Below are 22,681 nucleotides of genomic sequence, written 5' to 3'. Positions count from 1 at the left end.
CTCATGGTGCGGGTACATGCCTACCTCAACGCGCGGAATGCACAGCGCTCTGCCTGTCCATCCCTGCGCCGAGCCGACCTCAGGCGTGCCTCCTGACGTCGTGCGAGAATCGAGATCGTTGGTTTAGCCCGCGCATCCCCACACGAACGCCGCCGAATGGCTGACGCCTGGCGCCTGTCGACGAGCCGTCAGTCCTCGGGCACGGGTGAAGGATGCACCACCGGCTTGCCCGGGCCGGGCCGCGTGTCCGGCACCCCACCGACCTGGTCGGGCGGCGGCGACACAGGCTCTCCCGCCGAACGCCGAGCCTCCCGCCCGTCCTCGGGAAGCCGAGGCTCCTTCCTGGGATGGGTGACTTCATGTTCGGCCATGGCGCGCTCCCTTTGCTCACTCAAGCTAGGGCGCGCCCTGAAGCGAGCGCATGTCCCGCCCACCCGTCAGGCCGCTGGGCGGACAGGGTGGCTTCCGACACCTGCCCATCCACCCCGTCACATTGTCGATGTTTCACGCCGGAAGCCTGTCACGCCGGCCCCCCGCCATTCCTCTCAATTGGCCGCACGTCAAGACTGGGGCGCAACGCCTGCCATGACGGCCAGGAGCGCGCTCATGTCGACGGTTTATGAGCCCGGGCCCCGGGGGGCGCCAGCTCCGTGCGCACATCCCACAGCTCTGGGAAGAAGCGCAAATCCAAGGCCTTGCGAAGGAAGGACACCCCGGAGGAGCCCCCGGTGCCCTGCTTGAAGCCGATGATTCGCATCACCGTCATCATGTGCCGGTAGCGCCACAGCTGGAACCGCTCCTCGGTGTCCACCAGCTTCTCGCACATCTCGTACGCATCCCAGTGCGCGTCGGTGTCCTCGTAGATGCGACGGAACACCTCCACGACGGCCGGGCTCTTCTCGTACGGCAGCCGCCAGTCGCGCTGGGCGCGGTCCTCCGGAATCGCATGCCCCATGCGCGCCAGGTACCGCAGGAACTCGTCATAGAGGCTGGGAGACTCCAACAGCCGCTCCAGCTCACCATGCACATCCGGCTGGTGGCGGAAGGGACCCAGGGCATTGGGGTCCTTGTTGCCCAGCAGGAACTCCACCGCGCGGTACTGCCAGCTCTGGAAGCCAGACGCGGGCCCGAGCGCGTCGCGGAACTCCAGGTACTCATTCGGCGTGAGCGTCTCCAGCACGCTCCACTGCTCGAAGAGCATCCGTTGGATGTTCCCCACGCGGGCGAAAATCTTGAACGAAGGCTCCAGCCGGTCCGCCTGCACATAGCGGATGCACGCGCTCAGCTCGTGGATGAGAAGCTTCATCCACAGCTCGCTCGTCTGGTGCTGGATGATGAAGAGCAGCTCGTCGTGGTGCGGGGGCTGCGAGCGCGGAACCTGCGCCGACAACAGCCGGTCGAGCTGTAGGTACTCACCGTACGTGGTCCTTCCGGCCAGGTCGGTGATGATTCCAGGCTCCAGATCTCGTTTGTTCATGGGCCCGGGCATTCATGCCCCTGCAAGCCCCCGCGGGCAAGACTTCCCGTACGGGCTGCCCCCGAACCCTCTCCCTGCCAGGGAGCACGGTTGACGGAGGTGCGGTCACTGTCTGCCCGGGCCGGGGCCAAACGTGCCGCTGATTTAACCGTTCGCTGCTTGGGCGGCGGCGGCCAGGGCCTTCGACGCGGCGCGGCCACGGGGCAGCTTGATATCCTCAACGCTGTTGGCGGGCGCGTAGTCGACCCACGCCGACGGGCGGCGGTTGGTCTTCTCCAGCATCCGCAGCTTCTGGTAGTGCGCGGCGCAGTAGCCCTTGGTCCGGCTGGGCTTGCCGCAGTCGACGATGGCGCACTCGCGCGAGCCATCCGCCGCCGCCGGCTTACGGCCACGGCGCTTGCCACCCGCCGACACCGACGCCGCCGCGCCACGCGCCGCCGCGGGGGGACGACCCACGGCCTTGCGGCCCGGCTTCGCCGCCGCGACCTGGGCGCCGAACAGCGGCCCCACGACCTCGGCCAGCGGGGCCAGCCGCTCCGCCACGTTGCGCAGTGCATCCAGATCCGCCGTCCCGGACTCCAGGCGGGAGACCACGTCGCGCAGCGGCTTGAGCTGGACCTCGATTTCGTTACGGATCATGTCCCGAAACGCTTTATCCACGGACATTCGTTCAATCCTCGTCTTGGCTAATCTGGTTGTTGAAGGTCTGGAAGGGGGAGTTGATTTGTGATGCTGCTCATACCCATACCTTCCAATTTAGGATTTGTCTAAAGGAAGCGATAAAAGGTGTGACTGAAGGACGTATCACCCCCCCTACCGTACCGGTCGGGGCCCCATTCCAGTGGGGCGGGAACGGCGCTCAGCCGTCCCAGCGAAGGTCTTCCAGCAGGGAGCGGGTCCCCGAAACAAAGGGCCCCTCGGCCAGGGTGCGCAGCTCCTCGCGAGCCAGCGTCAGCTCCACGCGCAGCGTCTGCTGCTCGCGGGGATCCAACGCGGTGGAGAGTCTGGGCAACAGCGAACTCTCTTCTTCTTGGAAATGCGCGACCCAGAGATCCTCGAGCGCATAGAGCCGGGCCTGCCATTCGGCATCGCCCAGGGGCAATTCCTCCAACTCATCCATCAGCTCACGCATGGCCAGATGATCCTCGGCCTGCTGACGGGCACGAGCACGCCCTTCCACCCGAGCCACCAGCGGTTGCAGACAGCGCTCCTCCAGCCAGGTGTGCAGTCGCAACAGCTCCAGCAGCTCGCGCTGCGCGCTCAGAGGCTCCTCCTCCGCGCCGGACACGAGCCGCTCGAAGCGCTCCTCGAGCTCACGGTGCTCCTCCACGAGGATGTCGAACGGGCCTCCCATACCCTCAACCATCTGCATGGTTCGGCAGGCAGACAACCAAAGCTGCGCTTCATCCTCACATTATCGAAACTCAAACGACAGGGCGAGCGAACGTTCGGCGGGGTGAAACAACGTCCCGCAGCCTGCCTCGACTGGCGGCTGAAAGCCCATGGGGCCGAGCGCGAAGCGTTGCCTACTCAAAGCAACCTCCGGGGTGGGCAGGGCGCGTCCCCCCGGGGACGGCGCGTGGGTTTGCGATGACCGACGGCCCGGAAGCGGGGGCCCGTCCGCCCGGCCGGGTTGGATGGCGATGGGCGGGGACGTCTCCATCATGTTTCCTCGTGGAAGCTTCGCTCGCCACCCTGCGGAGGACGGTGTTCCACCTCGCCGAGCGGGGCGCGGCGCTCTCCGCGCTCTACCACCGGGCCCGGCTGGTGGGCACCGAGCACCTGCCGTCGAGCGGCCCCGTGTTGCTGGTGGGAAACCATGGCGTGTGGGGTTACGAAACGCCCGCGTTCTTCCATCTGCTGCACCAGGCCACCGGGCGCCGGGTGCTGGGGTTGGCGGAGCGAGGTTTCTTCCGCATTCCCGTGGTCCGCACGGTGTTGCCCCGGCTGGGTGGCGTGGAGGGGACCCAGGACAATGCGTTGGCGGTGCTGCGCGACGGAGCGCTGGTCGTCTGTTACCCGGGCGGCGCGAGAGAGGTCTTCAAGCGGCCGCGCGGGCGCTATCAGTTGCGCTGGGAGCGGGCGCTGGGCTTCGCGCGGGTGGCCTCCGATGCGGGGGTGCCGGTGGTGCCCTTCGCGGGCTTCGGCGTGGACGACACCTTCCTCTGGCCGCCCGGCGAGGCGCGGCTGGGCGTGCACCTGACGAACGAGGCGAAGTATCGCGTGCCGCTGCTGGTGGGGCTGGGCCCTCTCCCATTTCCGGTGCGCCTCACCTTCGCGCTGGGCAATGCCCACAGCCCGCCGCCCTCGGGGGCCTCCGAGTCGCGGCTGCGCGCGTTCCGCGACAGGGTGGCCACCAGCGTGCACCGGCTGCTGGTCAGGGCTCGCCATGCTTGAGACACCTCCGGGCCCGAAGGCCCGGGCCCCCGCGCCGTCGCGCGTCCCGGACGTCGAGGACATTCCCTCTGGCTACGCGCACTTGCATTGCGAGGAGCGCCGGGTGAAAGGCACACCTTCGCGGCTGTTCACCTTTCCCAACGGCGATACGGATGTAGCCCGCACCGTGGTGTGTCTGCCGGGGTTGGGTGCCAGTGGAAGGTCCTTCGCGCCCATGGAGCCGCTGGCCGGACGGTTCCGGTTGTTGCTGTGGACGCCGCCTTTGCACACCCCGGCCACCCACACCCCGCTGCAGTGGAACCTGGCCGTGCTGAACGACCCCGAGGCACGGCTACCGGAGCGCTTCGCGCTCGTGGGTTCCTCCTATGGCAGCCTGCTGTCCATCGCCTTCGCGCTGGCGCACCCGGAGCGGGTGAAGGCGCTGGTGCTGGTGTCTCCGGTGGCCAGCGTGCGCCGGGTGAGGCGGTTGGCGGTGACGCTGTCCACGCTGGTGCGCACGCCGCGCCCGCTGGCGTATCTCTTCGCACCCACGGTGGCGCGAGTGCTCGGCGGCGCGCGGTTGCCCCCGGAGGGGCGCGCGGAAATCGTGCGCGAGGCGCGGCGGTTGACCCCCGTGGAGTTGCTGCGCCGGCTGCGCGACGTGCTGGCCGCGGACTTCCATCCCCGGCTCCATCAACTGCGAGTGCCCACGCTCGTCATCCAAGGTGGCAGGGATTTGCTGGTGCCGCCCCGGGCCGCGCACGACGTGGCGGAGCACATCCCTGGCGCACGGCTGGAGCTGCTCCGCGACGCGAGCCACCTGCCGTACATGAGCCACCCGGAAGCCTTCAACGCCGCCGTCGGCGCGTTCCTCCAGGAGCACGGCGCCGACACTCCGGAGCTCGGGCCATGAGCCGCACCACCGAGCGACTCTCACGCTCCGCTGTTCCTGTCGCGCCCGGAGCACGGTGCCGGAACTCCGAGGCTCGCGCCATGAGCCACACCACCGCGCGATTCTCACGCTCCGCTCTGCGGTTCCTGTCATGCCTGGAGCAAGGCATCGACACTCCAGGGCGCGCGCCATGAGCCACACCGCCGCGCGACTCTCGCGCTCCGCCCTGCTGTTCCTGTCACGCCAGGAAGGGCTGAAGGACCGGGCAACGCGCCTGGGACCACTCCGACGCCTTTCACGGCGCTTCGTCGCGGGCGAGAGTCTGGAAGAGGCAATGGACGCGGTGAAGGCACTCACCGCGCGCGGACTCTGGGCGTCGTTCGACCATCTCAACGAAGCGGTACGCGACGCGGCCCAGACGCGGGACGAGGTGCGCGAGTATCGACGGTTGCTGGCGCGCATCGACCAGACGGGCGTGAAGGCCAACGTGTCGCTGAAGCTGACGCAGTGTGGACTGCTGCTCGACCCGGCGCTGGCACTGGAGAACGCGCGCACCGTCGTGGCCGATGCGCGAGCACGAGACACCTTCGTGCGCATCGACATGGAGCACGGCGCGGTGACCCAGGCGACGCTCGACATCGTCCGCCAGTTGCACACGAAGCACGGCGAGCGACACGTGGGCGCGGTGCTGCAGAGCTGTCTGCGGCGCACGGAAGCAGACTCCCACGCGCTGTGCGCCGAGCGGGTGCGCATCCGTCTGTGCAAGGGCGCCTATCTGGAGGGGCCGGACATCGCCTTTCCAGACAAGAAGGACGTGGATGCCAGCTTCGTACGGTGCATGAAGGTGCTGCTCGACAGCGGCGTGTATCACGGCATCGCCACGCACGATGAGCGGATGATTGACGCGACGCTGGAGCATGCCGCGCGGCGACAACTGCCGCGTGAAGCGTTCGAGTTCCAGATGCTCTACGGCATCCGGGAAGACCTCCAGCAACGACTCTCCGAGCAGGGTCATCCGGTGCGCATCTACGTCCCGTACGGACCCCACTGGTATCCCTACCTCATGCGCCGCATGGCCGAGCGTCCGGCGAACCTCGCGTTCGTCCTGCGCCACCTCGCGCGGTGAGCGGCGACCCCGGCGCACCGGGCAGCCGGGCGTGGGGGAATGGACAAACGTCCCGTCCGCCAGTCCCGAGCGCTCAGGAATCCCTCACCACGCGCGTCTTTGCCTCACAGGAATACCCTGTCGGCCCGCGCGCCCCGCGCAAGCCCAATCCAACCCGGTGACGCTGTCACCCGGAGGGGGAAAGCCATGTCCATGCGGTCCATTCACCACGGACTCCGGGTGTGCGCTCGGACCGTGGGTGTCGTCATCCTCGCGACGAGCCTCGCGTGCGCGTCCGGCGGCACGGGCGGCTCGGGACGCGCGGGGACGGACGAGCCTTTCGAGCACGAGGAGGCCCGTCGCCAGGAAGCGCGGGAAGTGGCCCGGCAGGTGGCGGCGCTGGCGGGTGGCGTGCGTGACGTCGGCTCGCGCCTGGAGCTCACGTTCTGGTCGGAGCGCGGCGCCCTCACGCTGGTGGGCTACCAGTCGGTGCAGCGCGGCGGACGGCCGGGACGCGGCATCGACTCGGATGACTTGCGGCGAACAGTGGCCCGGGCGCTGATGTCCACCACGAGTCACTCCGCGGGCGAGGTGGTGCTGCGGCTGCGTCGCGACGCGTCCTCGTGGGCCCTGGAGCCGAGCGCGTCCTTCTCCACCGAGCGGCCTCCCGAGGCCCTTCACCTCGCCGGACGGCGTGAGGCCTCGACGCCCGAGTCGACCTGGATGGCCGCAAGCGTCCAACGCCTGCTCATGCCGGTGCGGGTGCCCGTGGACGGCACGGTGTGGGCGGACGTGTCCGTGCACGTGAGGGACGGCCGCGTGGTGGGTTGGGAGTTGGAGGGCTGGCGCGTGGTGCGAGCGGGCCGGGGGAACACGACGCGGTCGGTGTCACGCCGGGTCGTCGAAGAGGCGGCGGCGGTGCTGCGCCTCTACTCACCGGGCACGGGCTCGCGCACGCTGCACCTGGGCCTGCGGCTCATCCACGAAGGCAACGCGCCGTCCGCGGAGGGCTGGGTGGAGGAGACCCGCGTGGGCCGTCCACTCCGTCCGGGCGGGGGCGTCAGCCGCCTCACGCTGCCCTGACGAAGACGACGAAGCCCCGGCGCGCGGCGGGACACAGCCTGCCGCGCGCGGGGCCTCGAAACCGCTAGAAGTAACCGCCCACCGTGGTGCCGACGCTGAACGTCACGTCGACGTCATCACCCAGGCCGAAGGCCAGGCGAGGACCGGCGCCCACGAAGAAGTGGGACGTCACGTGGTACAGGAAGGGCGCGTAGCCCTCCAGGATGACCGTGGAGGCCGAGCCCGTGCCGTCGGGGAGCGACAGGATGTTGTCGCCGACGAACAGCGTGACGATGGCCTTGGGCCACACGGAGACCTTCTCCGTGAGGGAGATGTTGTAGCCCACGCGCGCGTTGATGCCGAAGGCGGCCACCGTGTCGCCTTCGCCGAACAACACCGCCAGGTTGACGCCGCTACCGATGGAGAGGTTCTCCTTCAGGAAGTAATCCACGCTCGGCGCCAGGTTGAAGAAACCGTACCCCGCGCCCTCCGTCGTGTAGCCCAGGTTCGCCGACGCATCCGAGCTGACGACAATCTGCCCGGCGTTGCCGAAAGCACCGGAACCACCACCCGTCGACTGCGCCAATGCACTCGTCGACACCATCAACCCGGCCGCTACGGCCATGGCCTGCCACTGATTTGCCTTCATGAAGCGTCCCTCCGTTGCGTGTGCCCGCGGTCATTCCCGGGCGCTCGGCGGCCCCTTCTAGTCAATGCGCGCCTGCGCGCATCCTTTTTTCGTTCCCTGTGTGTCATGTACCGCATGAGCGCAACTTGAGAATTCGCTCGGCGGAGCCGTTCCTCGCGCCATCTGCCGAGGAAACTCGCTCCCGGAGACGCCGCGCGTGAGACATCGCTGAGACATGGGCCCGGGCCTGGACACGGGCGCGCGGCGGGCCCGCATGGGCCAGGGCTCACGGACGGGAAGGTCGGCCAGGGTGGAGGAGTCAGAAGTCCCAGCCGGCCCTCCCATGCGCGAGGTTCCGTGCCCCGAACGGCCCTGAACCGCTCGGAAGGAGCGCACGGAACGAAGTCACCGGTAGCAAGCCTCACGCCAGACGAACGGCCGGTGAAATCAATCCTTTGTCATTCGTGGAGGGCCGGGAATGAGGCGCGAGGCGCTCGAAGTCGGGACCCGCACGTCCCATAAGCGAACAGACTTGCAATGATTCGCATATCCTCGCGTTGCCGTCTGTCCGTAGGATTCCACCCGGAGCCACGTTCGTGTGGAGCCCGGGGCCGCTGGTGGGACAGCCCGCCCCGCCCGTCAGTGCTCGCGGCGCCGCCCAGGGAAGGACGGGTTGGAGGACATGCCTCGTGTGCGTGCGCCCGCGGTGGCGGGCACCTTCTATTCCTCCAATCCCACCACGTTGATGACGCAGGTAGACGCGTGGCTGGAGCAGGCGCGGGGGCCGGGGGAGGGGCTTCCCACCGCGCTCATCGTTCCGCATGCCGGGTATGTCTATTCAGGCGCGGTGGCGGCGGCGGCCTACGCCACGTTGTGGGCTCGGCGAGCGGAGCGCACGCGGGTGTTGTTGCTGGGGCCGTGTCACTTCCACAGGCTGCGCGGCCTGGCGTACCCGGAGGTGGACCTGCTGTGTACGCCGCTGGGGGACGTGCGACTGGATGTGGACCTGCTGCGCCGGGCGACCGCGCTGGGACAGGTGAGCGCCTCGACGGAGGCGCACGAGTCGGAGCATGCGCTGGAGGTGCAGCTCCCCTTCCTCCAGCGCGTGTTGGAGCGCTTCACGGTGTTGCCGCTGGTGGTGGGGCGCACGGACGAGGAGGAGGTCGCCCAGGTGCTGGAGGCGTTGTGGGACGAGGACGTGTTGCTCGTCGTCACGTCGGACCTGTCGCACTACCGGCCGTATGAGGAGGCGCGGCGGGCGGACCATGCGACGGCGGCGCGGGTGCTGGCGCTGGAGGGGCCGTTGGACGCGGGCAGCGCGTGTGGCGCGGAGGCCATCAGCGGTCTGCTGCGGGTGGCGAAGCGGCGGGGGCTGCGGCCCAGGTTGATGGCGCTGCGCAGCTCCGGGGATGCGGCCGGGGCACGGGACGAGGTGATTGGGTACGGCGCCTTCGTCTTCGATGCGGATGCGCCCGCGAGGGGCGCGTCCCGGTAGAAGCGCTCAGTCGTCCCAGGAGAGGGAGTACTCGCTGTCGAGCAGCGATGTCTGGCGGCCCTCGACGCGGATGTCCTGGGCGCCGACGGCCTGGAGGGCACCTTCGAGCATGCCTTCGTTGTAGGCGACGGGGGTGAAGATGCGGCGCATGTGGATGAGGCCGGCGCGAGGCGCGGTCCATTCGACCTGGAGCTCGCCGAAGTCGATGGCCATGCGGTAGGCCTCTGGGAGCATGTTGACGAGGAGCTTTGGATCTCCGCCGACCTGCTGACGGACCTCGGTGCCGAACATGGAGCGGACGAAGGCGAGCGTGCCCTGGACGCCAATCTGGCGCATGGCCTCCTCGACGCCGCCGAGTTGGGGCGCGAGCAGGTTGGCGGAGGCGAAGAACAGCCTCATGAAGGGAGGGACGGGGTAGAGCTCGGTGGGGTCAAGGTCGGGGGGGAAGTCACCGGCGTCGACGATGTGTTTCACCGCCTGCTCACCGCCCAGGAAGCGCACGGTGTCGAGCACGGCGGCGAAGTGCATGCCGCGAATGTGCTCGGAGGACTGCACGAGGGCGAGCCGCGAATCCAGCTCCCGCTGCACTGCCTCTGGCGTGTTCCAAGTGCCGCGTTCCATGAGCCGACCTCCACCGCGAAAAAGCGCGCGGAATGCTCGCACAGCTTCCTCGCGCGCGCGAACTCCTGGAGGTCATCCACACCCTGGCGCGTCCCGTTCCTGGGAATGCGGCCAATGCACTACGTTGGGTGAAATGACGCTCTCGCGCATTCCCGCACGGCTCCGGCGCCTCGCGCCGCGGTGGATTGCCTGGCTCGGTCTGCCACTCGTCATCGCCTGCGCGAGCACACGACGCTACTACCTGCATTCGGAGTTGCCTTCGCTGGACGGTGACACCTTCCTGGCGGTGGCGCCGGGACCCTGGCCCGAGGTGCCCACCGTGCTCGACACGTCGGCGGCCGTTCCGGATGACCTGGTCCTGCCCACCCTCCAGGCGTTGATGGCGCTCCCCAGTTCCATGGACGCCTGCGACGCCCGGACGGGGCGTCCCCGTCCCGATGCGACCGAGTACTGCGTCGCCATCTACCGCACGCCGGACGACTGGCGTGTGTCCTGGCCCATTCGCGATGGGGGAACATCAGCGAGCGCATGCCGACCTCCATTTGGCGGCGTGGATGACGTGGACTTCGGAAGGGACCTGCCCATCTTCGGCTATGCCCACAACCATCCCTGCGGAGCGGAGGTCAGCGCCAAGGACCTCGTCGTCTGGCCCCTGGCGAAGTCGGGCGAGGGACTCTGGGTGATGATGGCGTATGCGACCACGCCGAGCGGCAGACTGGCCCGAGATGCGCGAGGGCAACCCGTTTCGACCTGGGGATGGCTCGCCACGGGCCATCGAAGCGCGCCTCGGTTCTACAAATGGAACCCGGCGGGTGAGGTCTTTCTCTGGGACTCCGCCCGGAAGAAATGGAGCTTCCAGGCCACCTGTCGCCCTCGCCCCTCCAGCGCCATCAGGCCTCACGGCACTCCTCCTGATTGCTCTTCCGCGATGTCCCCATAGGCTGCTCGACGCCACGCCCATGAGCCCTCGCGCCACGTCCCGCCGTCCCGCACGTTCATCAGGTGCCACATGCTGAGACTGAATCCCCTGCTCCTGCTGGTGTCCCTGCTGACGGATGGCGGCGCTGCTCCGCCCACGCCCGACGCGGGGAGCCCGGATGCGGGAGTCGTGAGACCTCAGCCCACGACGACGAGGGATGCGGGGCTCTCTCCGACTGCAACGGGCGAACGCCCCATTCAATGGCCAGAGGAGATTCGCCCGCTGGCCACGTTGGATGGCCCCGCCGTGCTCGCCGCGCACACCGCGCTGCAAGAGGCCATGAAGCGCTTTCCGAAGCAGCACACCCAGCAGTGTGCGTTCTCGCCCCGCTCCCTGGAGCTGCGCGTCGGCTTCGAGGCCGGTATCTACTTCGTTCAAGTCGAGCGACGCGTGGACAGGTGCCCTGGCTTCGGCCCCGGCGTCACGCTCGAGTTCGATTGGTTCGAGGTCTACGCCATCGCGCCGGATGGGCGGTTCCTCGAGCGCGCCCCGTATCACCCCTGAACAGGGGCGTTCTCCTTGCGCAGCTTCGCGTCGAGCAGGAAGTTGCCGAAGGGCACCAGCGACGCGCCGAACGCCACCGCCACGCGCACGAAGGACCAGCGCAGCGCGATGGCCGCCTCCATCAACGCGAAGAGGTACAGCACGAACAACAGCCCGTGCGCCATTCCCGTGAAGCGCACCGCCAACGGCATGTCCGCCGCGTACTTCAGCGGCATCGCGATGAACAACAGGCACACGAACGACAGGCCTTCCAACAAGGCCACCGCGCGGAACCGTCCAAGAGGGGTCTTCAACATGGCGCTCTCCCCCTCCTGTCTCCCACCCTCCGACCCTCCCGTCCATGCGTCAGGGTGACGCACCCGGTCGCCCGCCCGCCTGGCTTCTTTCCACGTCATCCCTCCCACTAGAATGAACCGGGTGAGGCCGGCAAAGCCCGCCATCACCCGTCGAGGGGGGAACACCATGTCAGGCAACGACAAGCTGGAGTCCATCATCCAGGTGCCACGCGCGGACCGGAAGGGCGTGAAGCTGGTGCTGGAGCGGCCCTCCGGTGTCCTCAACACCGTCGCCATGCGCCTGGTCGTCAGCGGGAAGATGCAGGGCCAGGAGCGCCGCCAGCTCCACTCGGACGTCTTCACCGGCGACGGCACCGTCCCCCTGCCCGACGACTTCCTGCCCACCGCCGCCCAGGGGTGGGTGCGCGCCGTGTTCTCCGTCGCGGACCCGACGGGCGCGGGCGCACGGTTCCTCCAGCGCGCGACGCTCGTCTTCGAGAAGGGCCAGAAGGAAGCCCTCTGGGACGACTTCTCCCTCCAGCAGGGCGCGGTGGCCGACTTCATCACCCTCACCTGGACGGTGGTGGAATGAGGGCGCTCCTCGCGCTGCTCCTCCTCTGCGCCTCCGTCGCGAACGCCCAGGATGGTGGCACGCCGGACGCGGGCACCGTGGAGCTCGACTTCCCCAGCATCCTTCGAGGCGGCTCGGAGACCGCCGCCGGCCTGGACATCGCCACCGCCGGAGAAGTCGTCCACCCCTCCAACCCCTCCGCCCTCGTGGCCAGCCTGCGCGGCGTGGGCGCGGTGCTCGACGGCACCCAGGCGTCCTTCGCGCTCCAGCTCAACCCCTACCTGCTCACCGACGGCTTCGAACGGCTCTACTCGGAGGCCGTCGCCGCGCGGAACGCCTCCGTCCTCACCCGCCTGCTCCAGGACACCGCCCTCACCCTCGGCGTGGGCCAGGACACGCCCTTCCAGGACGCCGTCCCGGAGAAGGGCCGCTTCGCCACCGTGATGGCCGGCCTGTCCGTGGACGTCCTCGGCGAGCGCAGCATCTACGGCTCCACCTACAACACCTGCATCACCCGCGTCCTCGCGGACCCGAGCCTCTACGAGTTCCCCGACAAGCCCCTGCCCGGCGACCATGTGAATCCCGCCGACTTCGAGAAGGCCCTCGCGGACTACCGCCTCGCCATGGAGGCCGCGCGCCAGGCGGGCATCGCGAAGATTCGCCAGGGCCTCCCCGCCTGCACCCGCGAGACACGCCAGGCCTCCAGCGCCCTCTTCTTCTCCGTCGGCGGACGCTGGGTGACACCCGGCCTCAAGTCACATGACGGCGACGGCGTCGCCATCCAGCGCGGCTTCGGCGCGGCCACGCTGGAGCTGTTGAGCAGCGCGGACTCCAACCTCGAGGTCGCCATGCAAGTGCGCGTACTCCAGGAACGTCCGCGCCCGGAGCTCTCCATGGACAGATGGGTCGACGTCGGCCTGTCCTTCGGCGTCGCCTCGCAGCGCTTCCAGCTCAAGCTCGAAGCCACCCAGTCACTGTTGAAACTGGGAAACACGGACACGAAACGCGCCAGCGTCGTGGCCACCACCCGCGTCATGGTGGGCGACCGCTTCACCGTGGGCCTGGGCGTACAGGGCCAGGGCGAGGACATGTCCGATGCCGTCGGCCAGATTCGCCCCAGCCTCGTGCTCGACCTGGCGGAGCTGCCCACCCTCCTCCAGCCCGTCCCGACGCCTCGCTCCTGACGGCGCCGGGCGGTGCGAGGCGATGGCACGCATTCATGGCGCGTGTCTCGAAGTGAGGACTACTCGCCAGGCAGCGTCACCGCGTACCGCGTGAGGTCCTGAGGGGTGTTCACGTTCACCAGCGCGCGCAGCGACGGGTCCACGGCGCGCAGCGCGGACTCGGGCAGCAGTCGCGCGCGGAAGCGGGAGAGGAGCTGACGCAGCGACGGGTCTTCGGACAACGTCGCGCGCCAGACCCGCGCGAGCGCGGCGCGGTACACGGCCAGCAGGGGCTCCACGCGTCCGCCCGCGTCGAAGCACACCGCGTCCACGTCGTCACCGCGCGCGTCGAGCAACACGCGCAGGACATCGGGCGAGATGAAGGGCATGTCACATGCGACCGCCACCACCCAGGGCGTCCGCGCCGCGGAGAGTGCCGCGTGGACGCCGCCGGGCGCGCCCTTGTCCGGCACCACATCCGCGACGGTGCGCAGCGCATAACGGGCGTAGGGCTCCGGTGCGTTGGCGACCAGGAGCACCTCACCGAAGCGGGGCGCCAGCGCGAGCAGTCGCGCCAGCACCGTGCGGCCCTCCACCTCCAGCATGCCCTTGGGCACACCGGACAGTCGTCGTCCCTGGCCTCCCGCGATGATGGCCAGCGTCACGTCCGGATATGTGTTGCCGAGACTGCCGCTGTTGGGGTCCATGGCTCGTGTCTCGCTCTCCCCTGGAACGTCGGCACTTGCCCCCGGCCACGCGCGACGTCACACGTTCCATCCCGAGTGCCGCGAAGCACGCACGAGAGCCCTTCCCCTCAGAATGCCACACCTCGCTCGGAGAGGTGAGCACGCCCCTTCGATTCGAGGTCACTCGCGAAGTGACGCGGCGAGTCCACGCGCTGCCTCTCCGAGCACCGAGGCCCTGCATCGAGGATCCATGTCGAAGCGGTGCATCCCACGCCGCGCCATGCCCGAGCCCACCGCGAAGGACAGCAGGCGAACAGACGGCCCGCGGCCCCGTGGACAACGGACAGGGCCCGCGGCGTAGTCTGCGCGTCCCCGATGCCGCTCACGTCCCTCTCCGCCGCCCGGCAGGCCGCGCTCGAAGCCATTGCTCCCGCGGCTCCCGAGCCCGTGCCCCTGCTCGATGCCCACGGCCGCTTCCTGGCCACGGACGTCCGAGCCTCGCGCTCGCTGCCCGGCTGCGACAACTCCGCCATGGATGGCTGGGCCGTGCGCGCGGAGGAGACTCGCGGCGCCAACCGTGACAGCCCCACGAGGCTGCGCGTCATCGACACCGTCTACGCGGGCGCCCTGCCCGCTCGCGCACTCCAGCCCGGCGAGGCCGCGCGCATCTTCACCGGCGCGCCCATCCCCTCCGGTGCCGATGCCATCGTGCGACAGGAAGCCGCGCGCGCCTCGGACGATGGCCTGGCCGTGGACCTCTTCATCACCGTGCCCCCCGGCCACGACATCCGCCGCACGGGCGAGGAGGTCCGCGCGGGCGCGCCGCTGTTCCGCGCGGGCCAGTGTGTGAATGCCTCCGTGCTCGGCGTGCTCGCGTCCCAGGGCGAGACCACCGTCCGCGTGCGTCCGGCACCACGGGTGGCCGTGCTCGCCACGGGTGACGAGCTCGTGCGCCCCGGTGAGCCCGCGCTCGCGCATCAGGTCTACGAGAGCAACCTGGTCCTGGTCGCGGCGCTCGCGCGCGAAGCGGGCGCCCACGTGCTCCACATGTCCCGGGCCTGCGATGACGAGGACGCCCTGCGCGAGGCCCTGACCGAGCTCGCGCCGCGAGTCGACGTGCTCATCACCACGGGCGGCGCGTCGGTGGGAGACAAGGACCACGTGAAGCGCGTGCTCACAGCGCTGGGCGCGCATTTCTTCGTCGACGGCGTGGCCCTGAAGCCAGGCAAGCCCGTGGCCGTCGCGCGCCTGGGGGACACCGCCATCGTCGTCCTGCCGGGCAACCCGGGCGCGGCCACCGTCGCCTTCGACCAGCTCGCGAGGCCGCTGCTGCTCAAGCATCAGGGCGTGCTCGAAACGCGCCGCCGCGTCCGCGCGCGCCTGTCCGAGCCCCGTCACAAGCAGGCCGGCCTCACCTACCTCATCACCGCCACGCTGGAGCACGGCGACGAGGGTCTTCGCGCCTGGCTGCGCCCCCAGGGCGCCGGGCAGATTCTCCAGAACGTTCAAGCAGACGGCTGGGCCGTCCTGCCTCCGGGCCGCGCCGACTTCAACGAGAACGACCTCGTCGAGGTGGAGCTGTTCGACCGCCCCCACCACCACCCGGCGGACTCAGCCCCGGACACCGCGCCGTGAGCCATGTGCCCGCTCTCAACGCCGTCGAGCCATTCGACCGCCACCACCACTACCCGGCGCACTCAGCCCCGGACACCGCGCCGTGAGCCATGTGCCCGCTCTCAACTCCGTCGAGCCATTCGACCGCCCCCACCACCACGCGGCGGACTCAGCCCCGGACACCGCGCCGTGAGCCATGTGCCCGCTCTCAACGCCGTCGAGCCATTCGACCGCCCCCACCACCACGCCGCGGACCTGAAGCCATGAGCCGCGTGCCCGCCCTCAGCATCGTCGGCTGGTCCGGCGCCGGGAAGACGACGCTCCTCACGCGGCTGCTCCCGGAGCTCGCCTCGCGAGGACTGCGCGTCGCCGCTGTGAAGCACTCCTCGGACACCCACCCGCTCCACCGGGGAGGCAGCGACACCGCCCGCTTCCAGGAGGCCGGCGCCTGCCTCACCGGCTTCGCCACACCCCAGGGCGTGCAGCTCACCACCGGCACCGCCCCCACGGAGGCCCTTCCGGAGCTGCTCATCCGCCTCGCGGGCACCCTGGACCTCGCGCTGGTGGAAGGCTGGAAGGACGGCCCCCTCCCCAAGCTGGAGGTGTGGCGCGAGGGATTGGGCCCGCCCCTCGCCTCCTCCCGTCCGGAGGTCTTCGCCCTCGTCACGGACGCGCTCGTGTCGAGCCCCTCCGCGGCGCGGCTGCTGTCACCGGTCGACACGCGCGCCATCGCGGACGCCCTCCTCGAACACCTGCGCCCGCCCCGACGCGCGCCACTGCCGCCCCAGGATGCGCGGGGCGTGGCCTCCCGTCCGGTGCGACGCTGGAACGGCGCCACCCTCCTCCCCGCCGAGGACGACACCATCGCCGTCGAGGAGCCGCTCGAGCTGCGCGTCAACGGCGAAGCCCTGGCCACCACCATGCGGACACCCGGACATGACCGGGAGCTGGCCGTGGGCTTCCTGCTGGCCGAGGGCCTCATCCGAAGCGCGGACGACCTGGGCACCCTCTCCCACTGCGGCCGGCCAGGCGAGGAAGGCTGGGGCAACGTGCTCGAGGTCACTCCCGCCCCAGGTGTTGTCATTGACCCTGATCCACTAAAGGCCACGCGACGGGGCACCCTCACCACCTCCGCATGTGGCGTCTGTGGCCGGCGCAGCGTGGAGGACCTGCTGTCCCGCTGCACCCCGCTCCCGCCCGGCCCCCGGCTTTCCCCAGAAGTCGTGGCCCGCGCCACCGAGCGCCTGCGCGATGTGCAGCGCAACTTCGCCCGGACCGGGGGAGTCCACGCCGCCGCCGCGCTCGACGCCGACGGCCAATTGCTGGCGTCCTTCGAGGATGTGGGCCGCCACAACGCCGTCGACAAGGTCGTGGGCGCTCTCGTCCTGGCCAGGGCTCCGCGCGCAAGCCCGGCGCCGCCCGTCGCCCTGACGCGTCAGCCCGTGCTGCTCGCCGTCAGCGGACGCGTCAGCTTTGAAATCGTCCAAAAAGCAGTCATGGCCAGAATCCCAGTCATTGCGGGTGTTTCCGCGGCCAGCACGTTGGCCATCGACCTGGCGCTGCGTTCCCACGTGACGCTGGCGACGTTCGTCCGGAACGGGCGCTTCAACGTCCACACCCACCCGGAACGGCTGGAATCCGCGCAACCCCGCGAAACTCCTGGACCCTGACCCCATGCATCCATCCCACCCACGCGCTCCGTACCGTTCGCGTCAGACCGGCACCGTAGATGCAATGTGTTGGGGGACGTCACCTTCGCGCGGGGAAGCGAAGGGGCGACTCCCGGTGTTCGCTGGGACCCCCTGAGATGCGACGAGAGTCGGATGATCCAAAGATTTCACACCATGTCACGTCTTACTCACAGTGCGGGGGGTTGCAACGCGCCGCACAAGCATGGCAAAAAGCAGTTCTTTCCGACTTGAAGATTTTCAGCCTCAACGGCATCCTCTACCGGAACTGAACACTCAGTGGGCGGGTAGAGGGGGGTGGACACGATGAGCAGCGCAAGTACTGGTGCGGCGGTCGGTGCTCCTGGGTCGGCATCCGCTCAGGGCAATGTGGGGGGCGCGGCGGAAGAGCTGGTTCCCGGGCCCAAGCTGGCGCCCGGCTTCGCGGCGAAGCTGAACCTCACCGTAGACCTGGTCTTGATGTCGGCGGTGCTGACGGCCTCGGCGTGGCTGGACGGGCTGCTGTGGGCCCAGCCCGGCTGGCTGTTGCCCGCGCTGGTCATCGCGTCCCTCATCGTGTGGATCATCACCGGCACCGCGCTGTGTCTGTACGACTCGCGCTTCGCGGAGCGCAGCAAGCTGGACCACGTGGCCCTCGTGTCGGTGACGACGCTGGCCGTCGTCACGGTGCTGGCCGTGGTGCACCTGGCGCTGCCGGAGACGATGAAGGTCCCCGGCCTTGCCCCGCTGCTCATCCTCTTCTGGCCCGTGGCGTTGCTCCTGCGGCTGTTCGTCTTCCGCTCGGTGGCCTCCCAGGAGCGCCCCACGGACACGGTGGTCATCGTCGGCACGGGCGCCATGGGCCGCTACTCCGGCGAGGACCTGGCGCGCCGCGGCCGTCGTCAGCTCATTGGCTACGTGCGCTTCCACGACGACACGGGCTCCATCGGTGAATTGCCCGCCAAGGTGCTGGGCACGGTGGATGACCTGGAGCACATCCTGCGCAACACCGCCGTGGACGAAGTCTACATCGCCGGCAACACGCTCAAGCAGGGCGAGGCGATGCAGGCGTCCATCAAGCTGGCCGAGCGCTTCGGCGTCCCCTTCGCGCTGCCCGCGCACAGCTTCCGCCTGGACCGCGCGCGTCCGGTGGACAGCCGCGCGGTGGCGGATGGCTTCCTGCACTTCGCGGCGGTGAGCCCCAAGCCGCACCAGATGGCGATGAAGCGCCTGTTCGACATCTGCGTGTCCGCCGTCGCGCTGTGGATGCTGCTGCCGCTGCTGGGCTTCGTGGCGCTCGTGGTGAAGCTCACGTCGAAGGGCCCCATCTTCTTCAAGCAGTACCGCGTCGGGCAGAACGGCAAGCCGTTCTACATGCTCAAGTTCCGCTCCATGGTGGTGAACGCGGAGGAGCTGAAGGAGAAGCTGGCCGCGCAGAACGAGCAGACCGGCCCTGTCTTCAAGATGAAGAACGACCCGCGCATCACCGGCATCGGTCGCTTCATCCGCAAGTTCTCCATCGACGAGCTGCCCCAGTTCATCAACGTGCTGCGCGGCGAGATGAGCATCGTCGGCCCGCGTCCGCCCGTGCCCAACGAGGTGGCCAAATACGAGACGTGGCAGCGCCGCCGGCTGTCGGTGCGCCCGGGCCTCACCTGCATCTGGCAGGTCTCCGGTCGCAACCAGATTTCGTTCGAGGAGTGGATGTACCTGGACATGCAGTACATCGACCACTGGACCCTCACGAGCGACCTGCGCCTGTTGCTCCAGACGGTGCCCGTCGTGATTACCGGGCGCGGGGCCAGCTAGGCTTCCAGGCGGCCTGACTTCCTCGGGGGCGGCATTGACGCGCCGCTCCCGCTCGTCTTCTATGCACACGGGCTGGCCGGCCAATTGCCGGAGCGCCCGCTCCCACCGTGACGACCCACAGCGAATCCTCTCAGCATGACGCCCAGGAGCGTGAACGCTCCCATGAGGCGATGGGCGCGGTGCGCAACGGCCTGCAGCTCGGCGGCTCGCTGCTGGTGACGTATGCCATCGCCTTCGGCATCCGTCCCCTGCTGACGCACTACCTGTCCCCGGAGGCCTTCGGGCGCTTCAACTGGGCGGACAGCTTCTCCGCCATCTTCTTCATCGCGACCAATCTCGGCCTGGAGATGTACATCCGCAAGGAGGTGTCGCGCCGGCCCGAACACGCCAGCGACTTCTTCGGCGCCTCCATGCTGGTGCGGCTGGTGCTCACGGGCGTGTTGATGGGCGCGCTCGCGCTCGTCATGAACTACCGGGACGACCCGCCGGAGATGCGCGCGCTCGTCTACGTCTTCGGCGCCGCGCAGCTACTCGTCATGTGCAACGCGTCCATGGCGGCGCTGCTGCATGCCAAGGGCAAGGTCGCCGGACTCTCCATCTCCAACGTCGTCACCAAGCTGGTGTGGGGCGGCGGCCTGTTCGCGGTCGGCGTCATGGGCCTGCCCCTGCCGTGGCTCGCGGTGCCCGTCGTCGCGTCGGAGGCCATCAAGCTGGCGGTGGGCTGGCACCTGGCGCGCCAGCACATGGGGCTGGTGTTCCGCGTGGACTTCCCCGCGACATGGCGGGTGTTCAAGGCGGGCCTGCCCTACTTCCTCACCGCCGCGGCGCTCGCGACCAACGGGCGGCTGGACATCATGATTCTGGGGATGCTCGGCAACCACGAGGAGGTCGGCTGGTACAGCGCCGCGTGGAGCATCTCCAACGTCACCTTCGCCCTCAACCCCGTCATGGGCTGGGTGCTCCTGCCGCTGATGTCCCGCGCCGCCGCGCGCTCGGAAGAAGAAGTCAGCGCCATCGCCCGCCGCGCGCTGGAGGGCACGCTCGCCGTCACCGTCCCCATGATGATGCTCATCGTCATGGGCGCGCCCCTGTGGATTGGGCTGCTCGGCAAGGACTACTCGCTGGCCGTCAATCTGTTGCGGCTCCAGTCGCCCCTGTTCGTCCTCGCCTTCGTGACGATGACGTGCGGCGCCTGGCTCACCATGACGAACCGCGAGTGGTGGGTGACGGGCACCAGCATCTTCGGCAGCCTGCTGCTCAACCCGCTGCTCAACCTGATGCTGGTGCCGCGCATGCACGCGGCCTACGGCGACGGCGGCGGCGCGGCGGGCACCGCGATTTCCCTCCTGCTGATGGAGGTGGTCATCACCATCATCATGCTGGGCCGCATGGGCCGCTCCGCGGTGGACCGCCGGCTGCTCGTCAGGGTGGCCAAGACGGCGGTGGTCTGCGTGGCCATCGTCGCGCTGGACAGGACGGTGCTCCTCTCCCTGGAGGACTGGCCCCGGCTGGGCGTGGAGGCCACGCTGTATGTCTTCGGAGTCCTGGCGCTCGGCGCGGTGAAGCCGGGTGAAGTCCTGGCCGTGGTGAAGCTCGCGCGCCGCCGTGGCACCCCTGAACCGGAGCCGGCCGTCATCGCCGTCGCCCCCACTCCCTAGAGGAAACCGTCAGAGCCCATGTCGTCCTCGCCCCGCACCCATCGCCCCGCGCTCCACCTCCCGCCGCGCGTCCTCGCGTGCGCCGTGCTGCTCGTCGTGGCCTCCGCGTGCAGCGGGCTGGGCAAGTACACCTGGGTGGACGAGTACCAGGAGAAGCCGCCTCCGCCCGACGCCAGCTACCGCATCGCCGCGGGCGACTTGCTCAACATCCGCGTGTGGAACCAGGAGTCGCTCACCACGCAGGCGCGCGTGCGCGACGACGGGCGCATCAGCCTGCTGTTCCTGGACGACGTGGAGGCCGCGGGCCACAGCCCCGCCATGCTGTCGCAGCAAATCCAGACGCGGCTGAAGGACTACATCAACCACCCCGTCGTCACCGTGGCGCTGGAGATGGCGCGCCCCATCAAGGTGACCATGGTGGGCGAGGTCAACCGCATTGGCCCGCTGGAAATCGACGTGGGCGCAAGCCTCCTGCAGGCCCTGGCCGGCGCGGGCGGCTTCACCGAGTACGCGCACCAGGACTGCATCTTCGTCATGCGTCACGAGGACGGACAGGGCCCGCTGCGCATCCGCTTCCGCTACCAGGACCTCATCCACGCCGAGGGGCGCGCGCCGACTTTCCGCCTGCGCCCTGGTGACGTGGTGGTGGTGGAGTGAGCAGTGCTGGGGGCGGCGCTCACCGCGATGTGGCTGGAGGTCTCCTCCACCGCCATCACCTACACCGCGTCGGTGCGGGTGGACTCGCGCGTGCGCTCCAACGAGGACCCCGCCGAGGACGCGCCCTCCGTCGCCGGTGACACCGACTTCACGCCGATATTGGGCCTGGAGCGGCGCGAGGGGAACACCACCCTCCAACTGGACTACGCCCCGCGCATCAGCCTGCGCGAAGTCACCGCCCAGGCGCGCACCGAAGTGCAGCACGTGGGCCGCTTCGCCGCCCTCTGGCGTCCCGAGCGCGGCCTTTCCTTCCGGCTGAGCGAGGAGCTGGTGGTGGGCAGCGTCAACCTGCTCACCACGGACGCGCTGCCGGACTTCGACCCGGACCCGATAGACCCGGACGGCCCGCTGCGCCCGCCCGTGGGCGGCGGTCCGCTCCAGCCGCTCCCGGAGACGGACACCGTCCACTTCGTGTCGTCCGCCACCTCGCTCACCGGCGAGACGAGCTGGCTGGGACGGCGCTGGCAGTTGTCCGCCACCACCGGCTTCTCCGTCAGCGGCGGCCTGGACGGCCCGGCCAGGGAAGCCGTCCCCCTCCAGTACGGCCCGCGCCTGGACACGTCGCTGAGCCACGCGCTGTCCTCGCTCAGCGCGCTGACGACATCCGCCGCCGTCACGCACGCGCGCTTCTCCACCGGCGCCAACAACACCGTCGTGACGCTGACGGAGAGCTGGACGCGGCGGATGACGCGAAGGACTTCAGTCGAGGCCGGCGCCGGGGCCAGCATCGTCCGCTCCCTCACCGCGACGGGAGTCGACCCGGACCCCGGCGAGGAAGGCGCGGACGCAGGCCCCCGCACGGAGCTGTTGCCCAACCTCACCCTCGCGGTGGGCCACCGGATTCCCTCCCGCACCGCGGACTTCGACGGAAGGTTGGGGCTGCGAGTGTCTCCCTTCACGGACCGGCTGACGGCGCGCGTCTACCCGCGAGCGGACCTCACCGTGACGGGGACGTGGGCGCTGGGGCCTCGCGTGCGCGTGGCCACCACGGGCGGCACCGCCTTCGCGGTGGGCGGCGCGACAGGCGACCGGCTGGTGTCCGGCGGGGTGACGGCATCCTGGATTCTCAACAGTTGGATGTCGGTGGATGCCGACACACGCGGGACGTGGAGCCGCTCGCCCGAGTTGCCGGCGGCCCGCTTCCAGTGGGCGGCGGCGTTGGGCCTGTCGCTTCGTCAAACTGGTATCCTCTGAGTTCAAGGCCCATGGCGAAGCTCATCCTGATGTCCGTCCTCATCCTCACCATCACCCTCCCCGCGATGGCGGCGAGGGATGAGAATCCGATGAGGGGACTGAAGAAGGCCATCCTGTGGGTGATCCTCTTCAACGCGGCATACACCTACGGCGTCATCGTCTGGGTGCCACGGCTCGGCTTCCACTGA

24 protein-coding genes are annotated in these 22,681 nt (G+C 69.4%); 16 read left to right on the top strand and 8 right to left on the bottom strand.

Translation table 11 applies throughout. The annotated features are described in order from the left end of the window. Nucleotides 1-188: 188 nt before the first annotated feature. The 4 genes from HUA76_RS07725 to HUA76_RS07710 all read right to left on the bottom strand — a co-directional run bounded on the left by HUA76_RS07725 (nt 189) and on the right by HUA76_RS07710 (nt 2,849). Nucleotides 189-371: a hypothetical protein gene (locus HUA76_RS07725; RefSeq protein WP_141647940.1), complete on the bottom strand. Its 183-nt coding sequence runs from the start codon at nt 369-371 to the stop codon at nt 189-191. Nucleotides 372-604: 233 nt separating this feature from the next. After that, nucleotides 605-1,489, bottom strand: coding sequence for a tryptophan 2,3-dioxygenase (locus HUA76_RS07720; protein WP_174456175.1), 885 nt, complete (start codon nt 1,487-1,489; stop codon nt 605-607). A gap of 132 nt (nt 1,490-1,621) precedes the next feature. Beyond that, nucleotides 1,622-2,143: a cell wall protein gene (locus tag HUA76_RS07715; protein ID WP_174460422.1), complete on the bottom strand. Its 522-nt coding sequence runs from the start codon at nt 2,141-2,143 to the stop codon at nt 1,622-1,624. Nucleotides 2,144-2,336: 193 nt separating this feature from the next. Then, nucleotides 2,337-2,849 (bottom strand): hemerythrin domain-containing protein, encoded by a 513-nt coding sequence (locus HUA76_RS07710; RefSeq protein ID WP_254614012.1) that lies wholly within the window; start codon nt 2,847-2,849, stop codon nt 2,337-2,339. A gap of 302 nt (nt 2,850-3,151) precedes the next feature. On the opposite strand from HUA76_RS07710, the gene HUA76_RS07705 reads away from it, so the two are divergent. The 4 genes from HUA76_RS07705 to HUA76_RS07690 all read left to right on the top strand — a co-directional run bounded on the left by HUA76_RS07705 (nt 3,152) and on the right by HUA76_RS07690 (nt 6,933). Further along, nucleotides 3,152-3,874 carry a lysophospholipid acyltransferase family protein gene (locus HUA76_RS07705; RefSeq protein ID WP_174460421.1) on the top strand — a complete coding sequence of 241 codons (723 nt, stop codon included), beginning with the start codon at nt 3,152-3,154 and terminating at the stop codon, nt 3,872-3,874. A 103-nt stretch (nt 3,875-3,977) separates the two neighbouring features. Further along, nucleotides 3,978-4,766 (top strand): alpha/beta fold hydrolase, encoded by a 789-nt coding sequence (locus HUA76_RS07700; RefSeq protein ID WP_371817290.1) that lies wholly within the window; start codon nt 3,978-3,980, stop codon nt 4,764-4,766. Between the two features lie 169 nt (nt 4,767-4,935). Further along, a complete protein-coding gene (locus tag HUA76_RS07695) occupies nt 4,936-5,871 on the top strand; it encodes a proline dehydrogenase family protein (RefSeq protein ID WP_174460419.1) in 936 nt (311 codons plus the stop codon). A 186-nt stretch (nt 5,872-6,057) separates the two neighbouring features. After that, nucleotides 6,058-6,933, top strand: coding sequence for a hypothetical protein (locus HUA76_RS07690; RefSeq protein WP_141647934.1), 876 nt, complete (start codon nt 6,058-6,060; stop codon nt 6,931-6,933). Nucleotides 6,934-6,997: 64 nt separating this feature from the next. Here the strand turns inward: HUA76_RS07690 and HUA76_RS07685 are convergent, their stop codons facing one another. Next, nucleotides 6,998-7,561: a hypothetical protein gene (locus HUA76_RS07685; RefSeq protein WP_174456169.1), complete on the bottom strand. Its 564-nt coding sequence runs from the start codon at nt 7,559-7,561 to the stop codon at nt 6,998-7,000. 661 nt (nt 7,562-8,222) lie between these two features. On the opposite strand from HUA76_RS07685, the gene amrB reads away from it, so the two are divergent. After that, nucleotides 8,223-9,035: an AmmeMemoRadiSam system protein B gene (gene amrB, locus HUA76_RS07680; protein WP_174460418.1), complete on the top strand. Its 813-nt coding sequence runs from the start codon at nt 8,223-8,225 to the stop codon at nt 9,033-9,035. Nucleotides 9,036-9,041: 6 nt separating this feature from the next. Here the strand turns inward: amrB and HUA76_RS07675 are convergent, their stop codons facing one another. Next, nucleotides 9,042-9,656: a TIGR02265 family protein gene (locus HUA76_RS07675; RefSeq protein WP_141647931.1), complete on the bottom strand. Its 615-nt coding sequence runs from the start codon at nt 9,654-9,656 to the stop codon at nt 9,042-9,044. Nucleotides 9,657-9,789: 133 nt separating this feature from the next. On the opposite strand from HUA76_RS07675, the gene HUA76_RS07670 reads away from it, so the two are divergent. Both HUA76_RS07670 and HUA76_RS45180 read left to right on the top strand, forming a co-directional pair. Then, nucleotides 9,790-10,596 (top strand): hypothetical protein, encoded by an 807-nt coding sequence (locus tag HUA76_RS07670; RefSeq protein ID WP_174460417.1) that lies wholly within the window; start codon nt 9,790-9,792, stop codon nt 10,594-10,596. A gap of 69 nt (nt 10,597-10,665) precedes the next feature. Beyond that, complete coding sequence (locus HUA76_RS45180) at nt 10,666-11,139, top strand: hypothetical protein (protein WP_254614011.1); 474 nt, start codon at nt 10,666-10,668, stop codon at nt 11,137-11,139. Here HUA76_RS45180 and HUA76_RS07660 read toward each other — a convergent pair. After that, on the bottom strand, nt 11,130-11,435 hold the full coding sequence (locus tag HUA76_RS07660; protein ID WP_174456167.1) for a DUF3817 domain-containing protein: 306 nt from the start codon (nt 11,433-11,435) through the stop codon (nt 11,130-11,132). The two genes, HUA76_RS45180 and HUA76_RS07660, sit on opposite strands and share 10 nt — an antisense overlap. A 166-nt stretch (nt 11,436-11,601) precedes the next feature. Between HUA76_RS07660 and HUA76_RS07655 the strand changes: the two genes are divergently transcribed. Further along, complete coding sequence (locus HUA76_RS07655; RefSeq protein ID WP_174460416.1) at nt 11,602-12,006, top strand: hypothetical protein; 405 nt, start codon at nt 11,602-11,604, stop codon at nt 12,004-12,006. Next, nucleotides 12,003-13,169, top strand: coding sequence for a hypothetical protein (locus HUA76_RS07650; protein WP_174460415.1), 1,167 nt, complete (start codon nt 12,003-12,005; stop codon nt 13,167-13,169). Before HUA76_RS07655 ends, HUA76_RS07650 begins: the two co-directional genes overlap by 4 nt. 59 nt (nt 13,170-13,228) lie before the next feature. Here HUA76_RS07650 and HUA76_RS07645 read toward each other — a convergent pair whose 3' ends face one another. Beyond that, entirely contained in the window at nt 13,229-13,855 is a 627-nt protein-coding gene (locus HUA76_RS07645) for a molybdenum cofactor guanylyltransferase (protein ID WP_174460414.1), read from the bottom strand. 354 nt (nt 13,856-14,209) lie between these two features. Here HUA76_RS07645 and glp point away from each other — a divergent pair, with 354 nt between their 5' ends. From glp to HUA76_RS07610, 7 genes are all read left to right on the top strand, one after another. Then, nucleotides 14,210-15,469, top strand: coding sequence for a gephyrin-like molybdotransferase Glp (gene glp / locus HUA76_RS07640; RefSeq protein ID WP_174460413.1), 1,260 nt, complete (start codon nt 14,210-14,212; stop codon nt 15,467-15,469). Between the two features lie 242 nt (nt 15,470-15,711). Continuing rightward, nucleotides 15,712-17,118, top strand: coding sequence for a molybdopterin-guanine dinucleotide biosynthesis protein B (gene mobB, locus HUA76_RS07635; protein ID WP_174460412.1), 1,407 nt, complete (start codon nt 15,712-15,714; stop codon nt 17,116-17,118). Nucleotides 17,119-17,433: 315 nt separating this feature from the next. Then, nucleotides 17,434-18,924, top strand: a complete 1,491-nt coding sequence (gene epsZ / locus HUA76_RS07630) for an exopolysaccharide biosynthesis polyisoprenyl-phosphate hexose-1-phosphate transferase EpsZ (RefSeq protein WP_141647187.1) — start codon at nt 17,434-17,436, stop codon at nt 18,922-18,924. A gap of 107 nt (nt 18,925-19,031) precedes the next feature. Further along, the gene (wzx, locus tag HUA76_RS07625) at nt 19,032-20,582 is read left to right on the top strand and encodes an exopolysaccharide biosynthesis flippase (protein ID WP_371817289.1); all 1,551 of its coding nucleotides are present in this window, start codon (nt 19,032-19,034) and stop codon (nt 20,580-20,582) included. Between the two features lie 18 nt (nt 20,583-20,600). Further along, complete coding sequence (gene epsY, locus HUA76_RS07620) at nt 20,601-21,239, top strand: exopolysaccharide export protein EpsY (protein ID WP_174460411.1); 639 nt, start codon at nt 20,601-20,603, stop codon at nt 21,237-21,239. 3 nt (nt 21,240-21,242) lie between these two features. Further along, nucleotides 21,243-22,493 (top strand): exopolysaccharide export protein EpsX, encoded by a 1,251-nt coding sequence (epsX, locus tag HUA76_RS07615; protein ID WP_174460410.1) that lies wholly within the window; start codon nt 21,243-21,245, stop codon nt 22,491-22,493. Nucleotides 22,494-22,504: 11 nt separating this feature from the next. Further along, complete coding sequence (locus tag HUA76_RS07610) at nt 22,505-22,681, top strand: hypothetical protein (protein ID WP_174456159.1); 177 nt, start codon at nt 22,505-22,507, stop codon at nt 22,679-22,681.

The sequence above is a fragment of the Myxococcus sp. CA056 genome, from assembly GCF_013336715.1.
In the GTDB taxonomy this organism is placed as follows: Bacteria; Myxococcota; Myxococcia; order Myxococcales; family Myxococcaceae; genus Myxococcus; species Myxococcus llanfairpwllgwyngyllgogerychwyrndrobwllllantysiliogogogochensis.
Note: the sequence above shows the minus strand (reverse complement) of the source record. Positions and strands in the feature narration are given on the sequence as shown.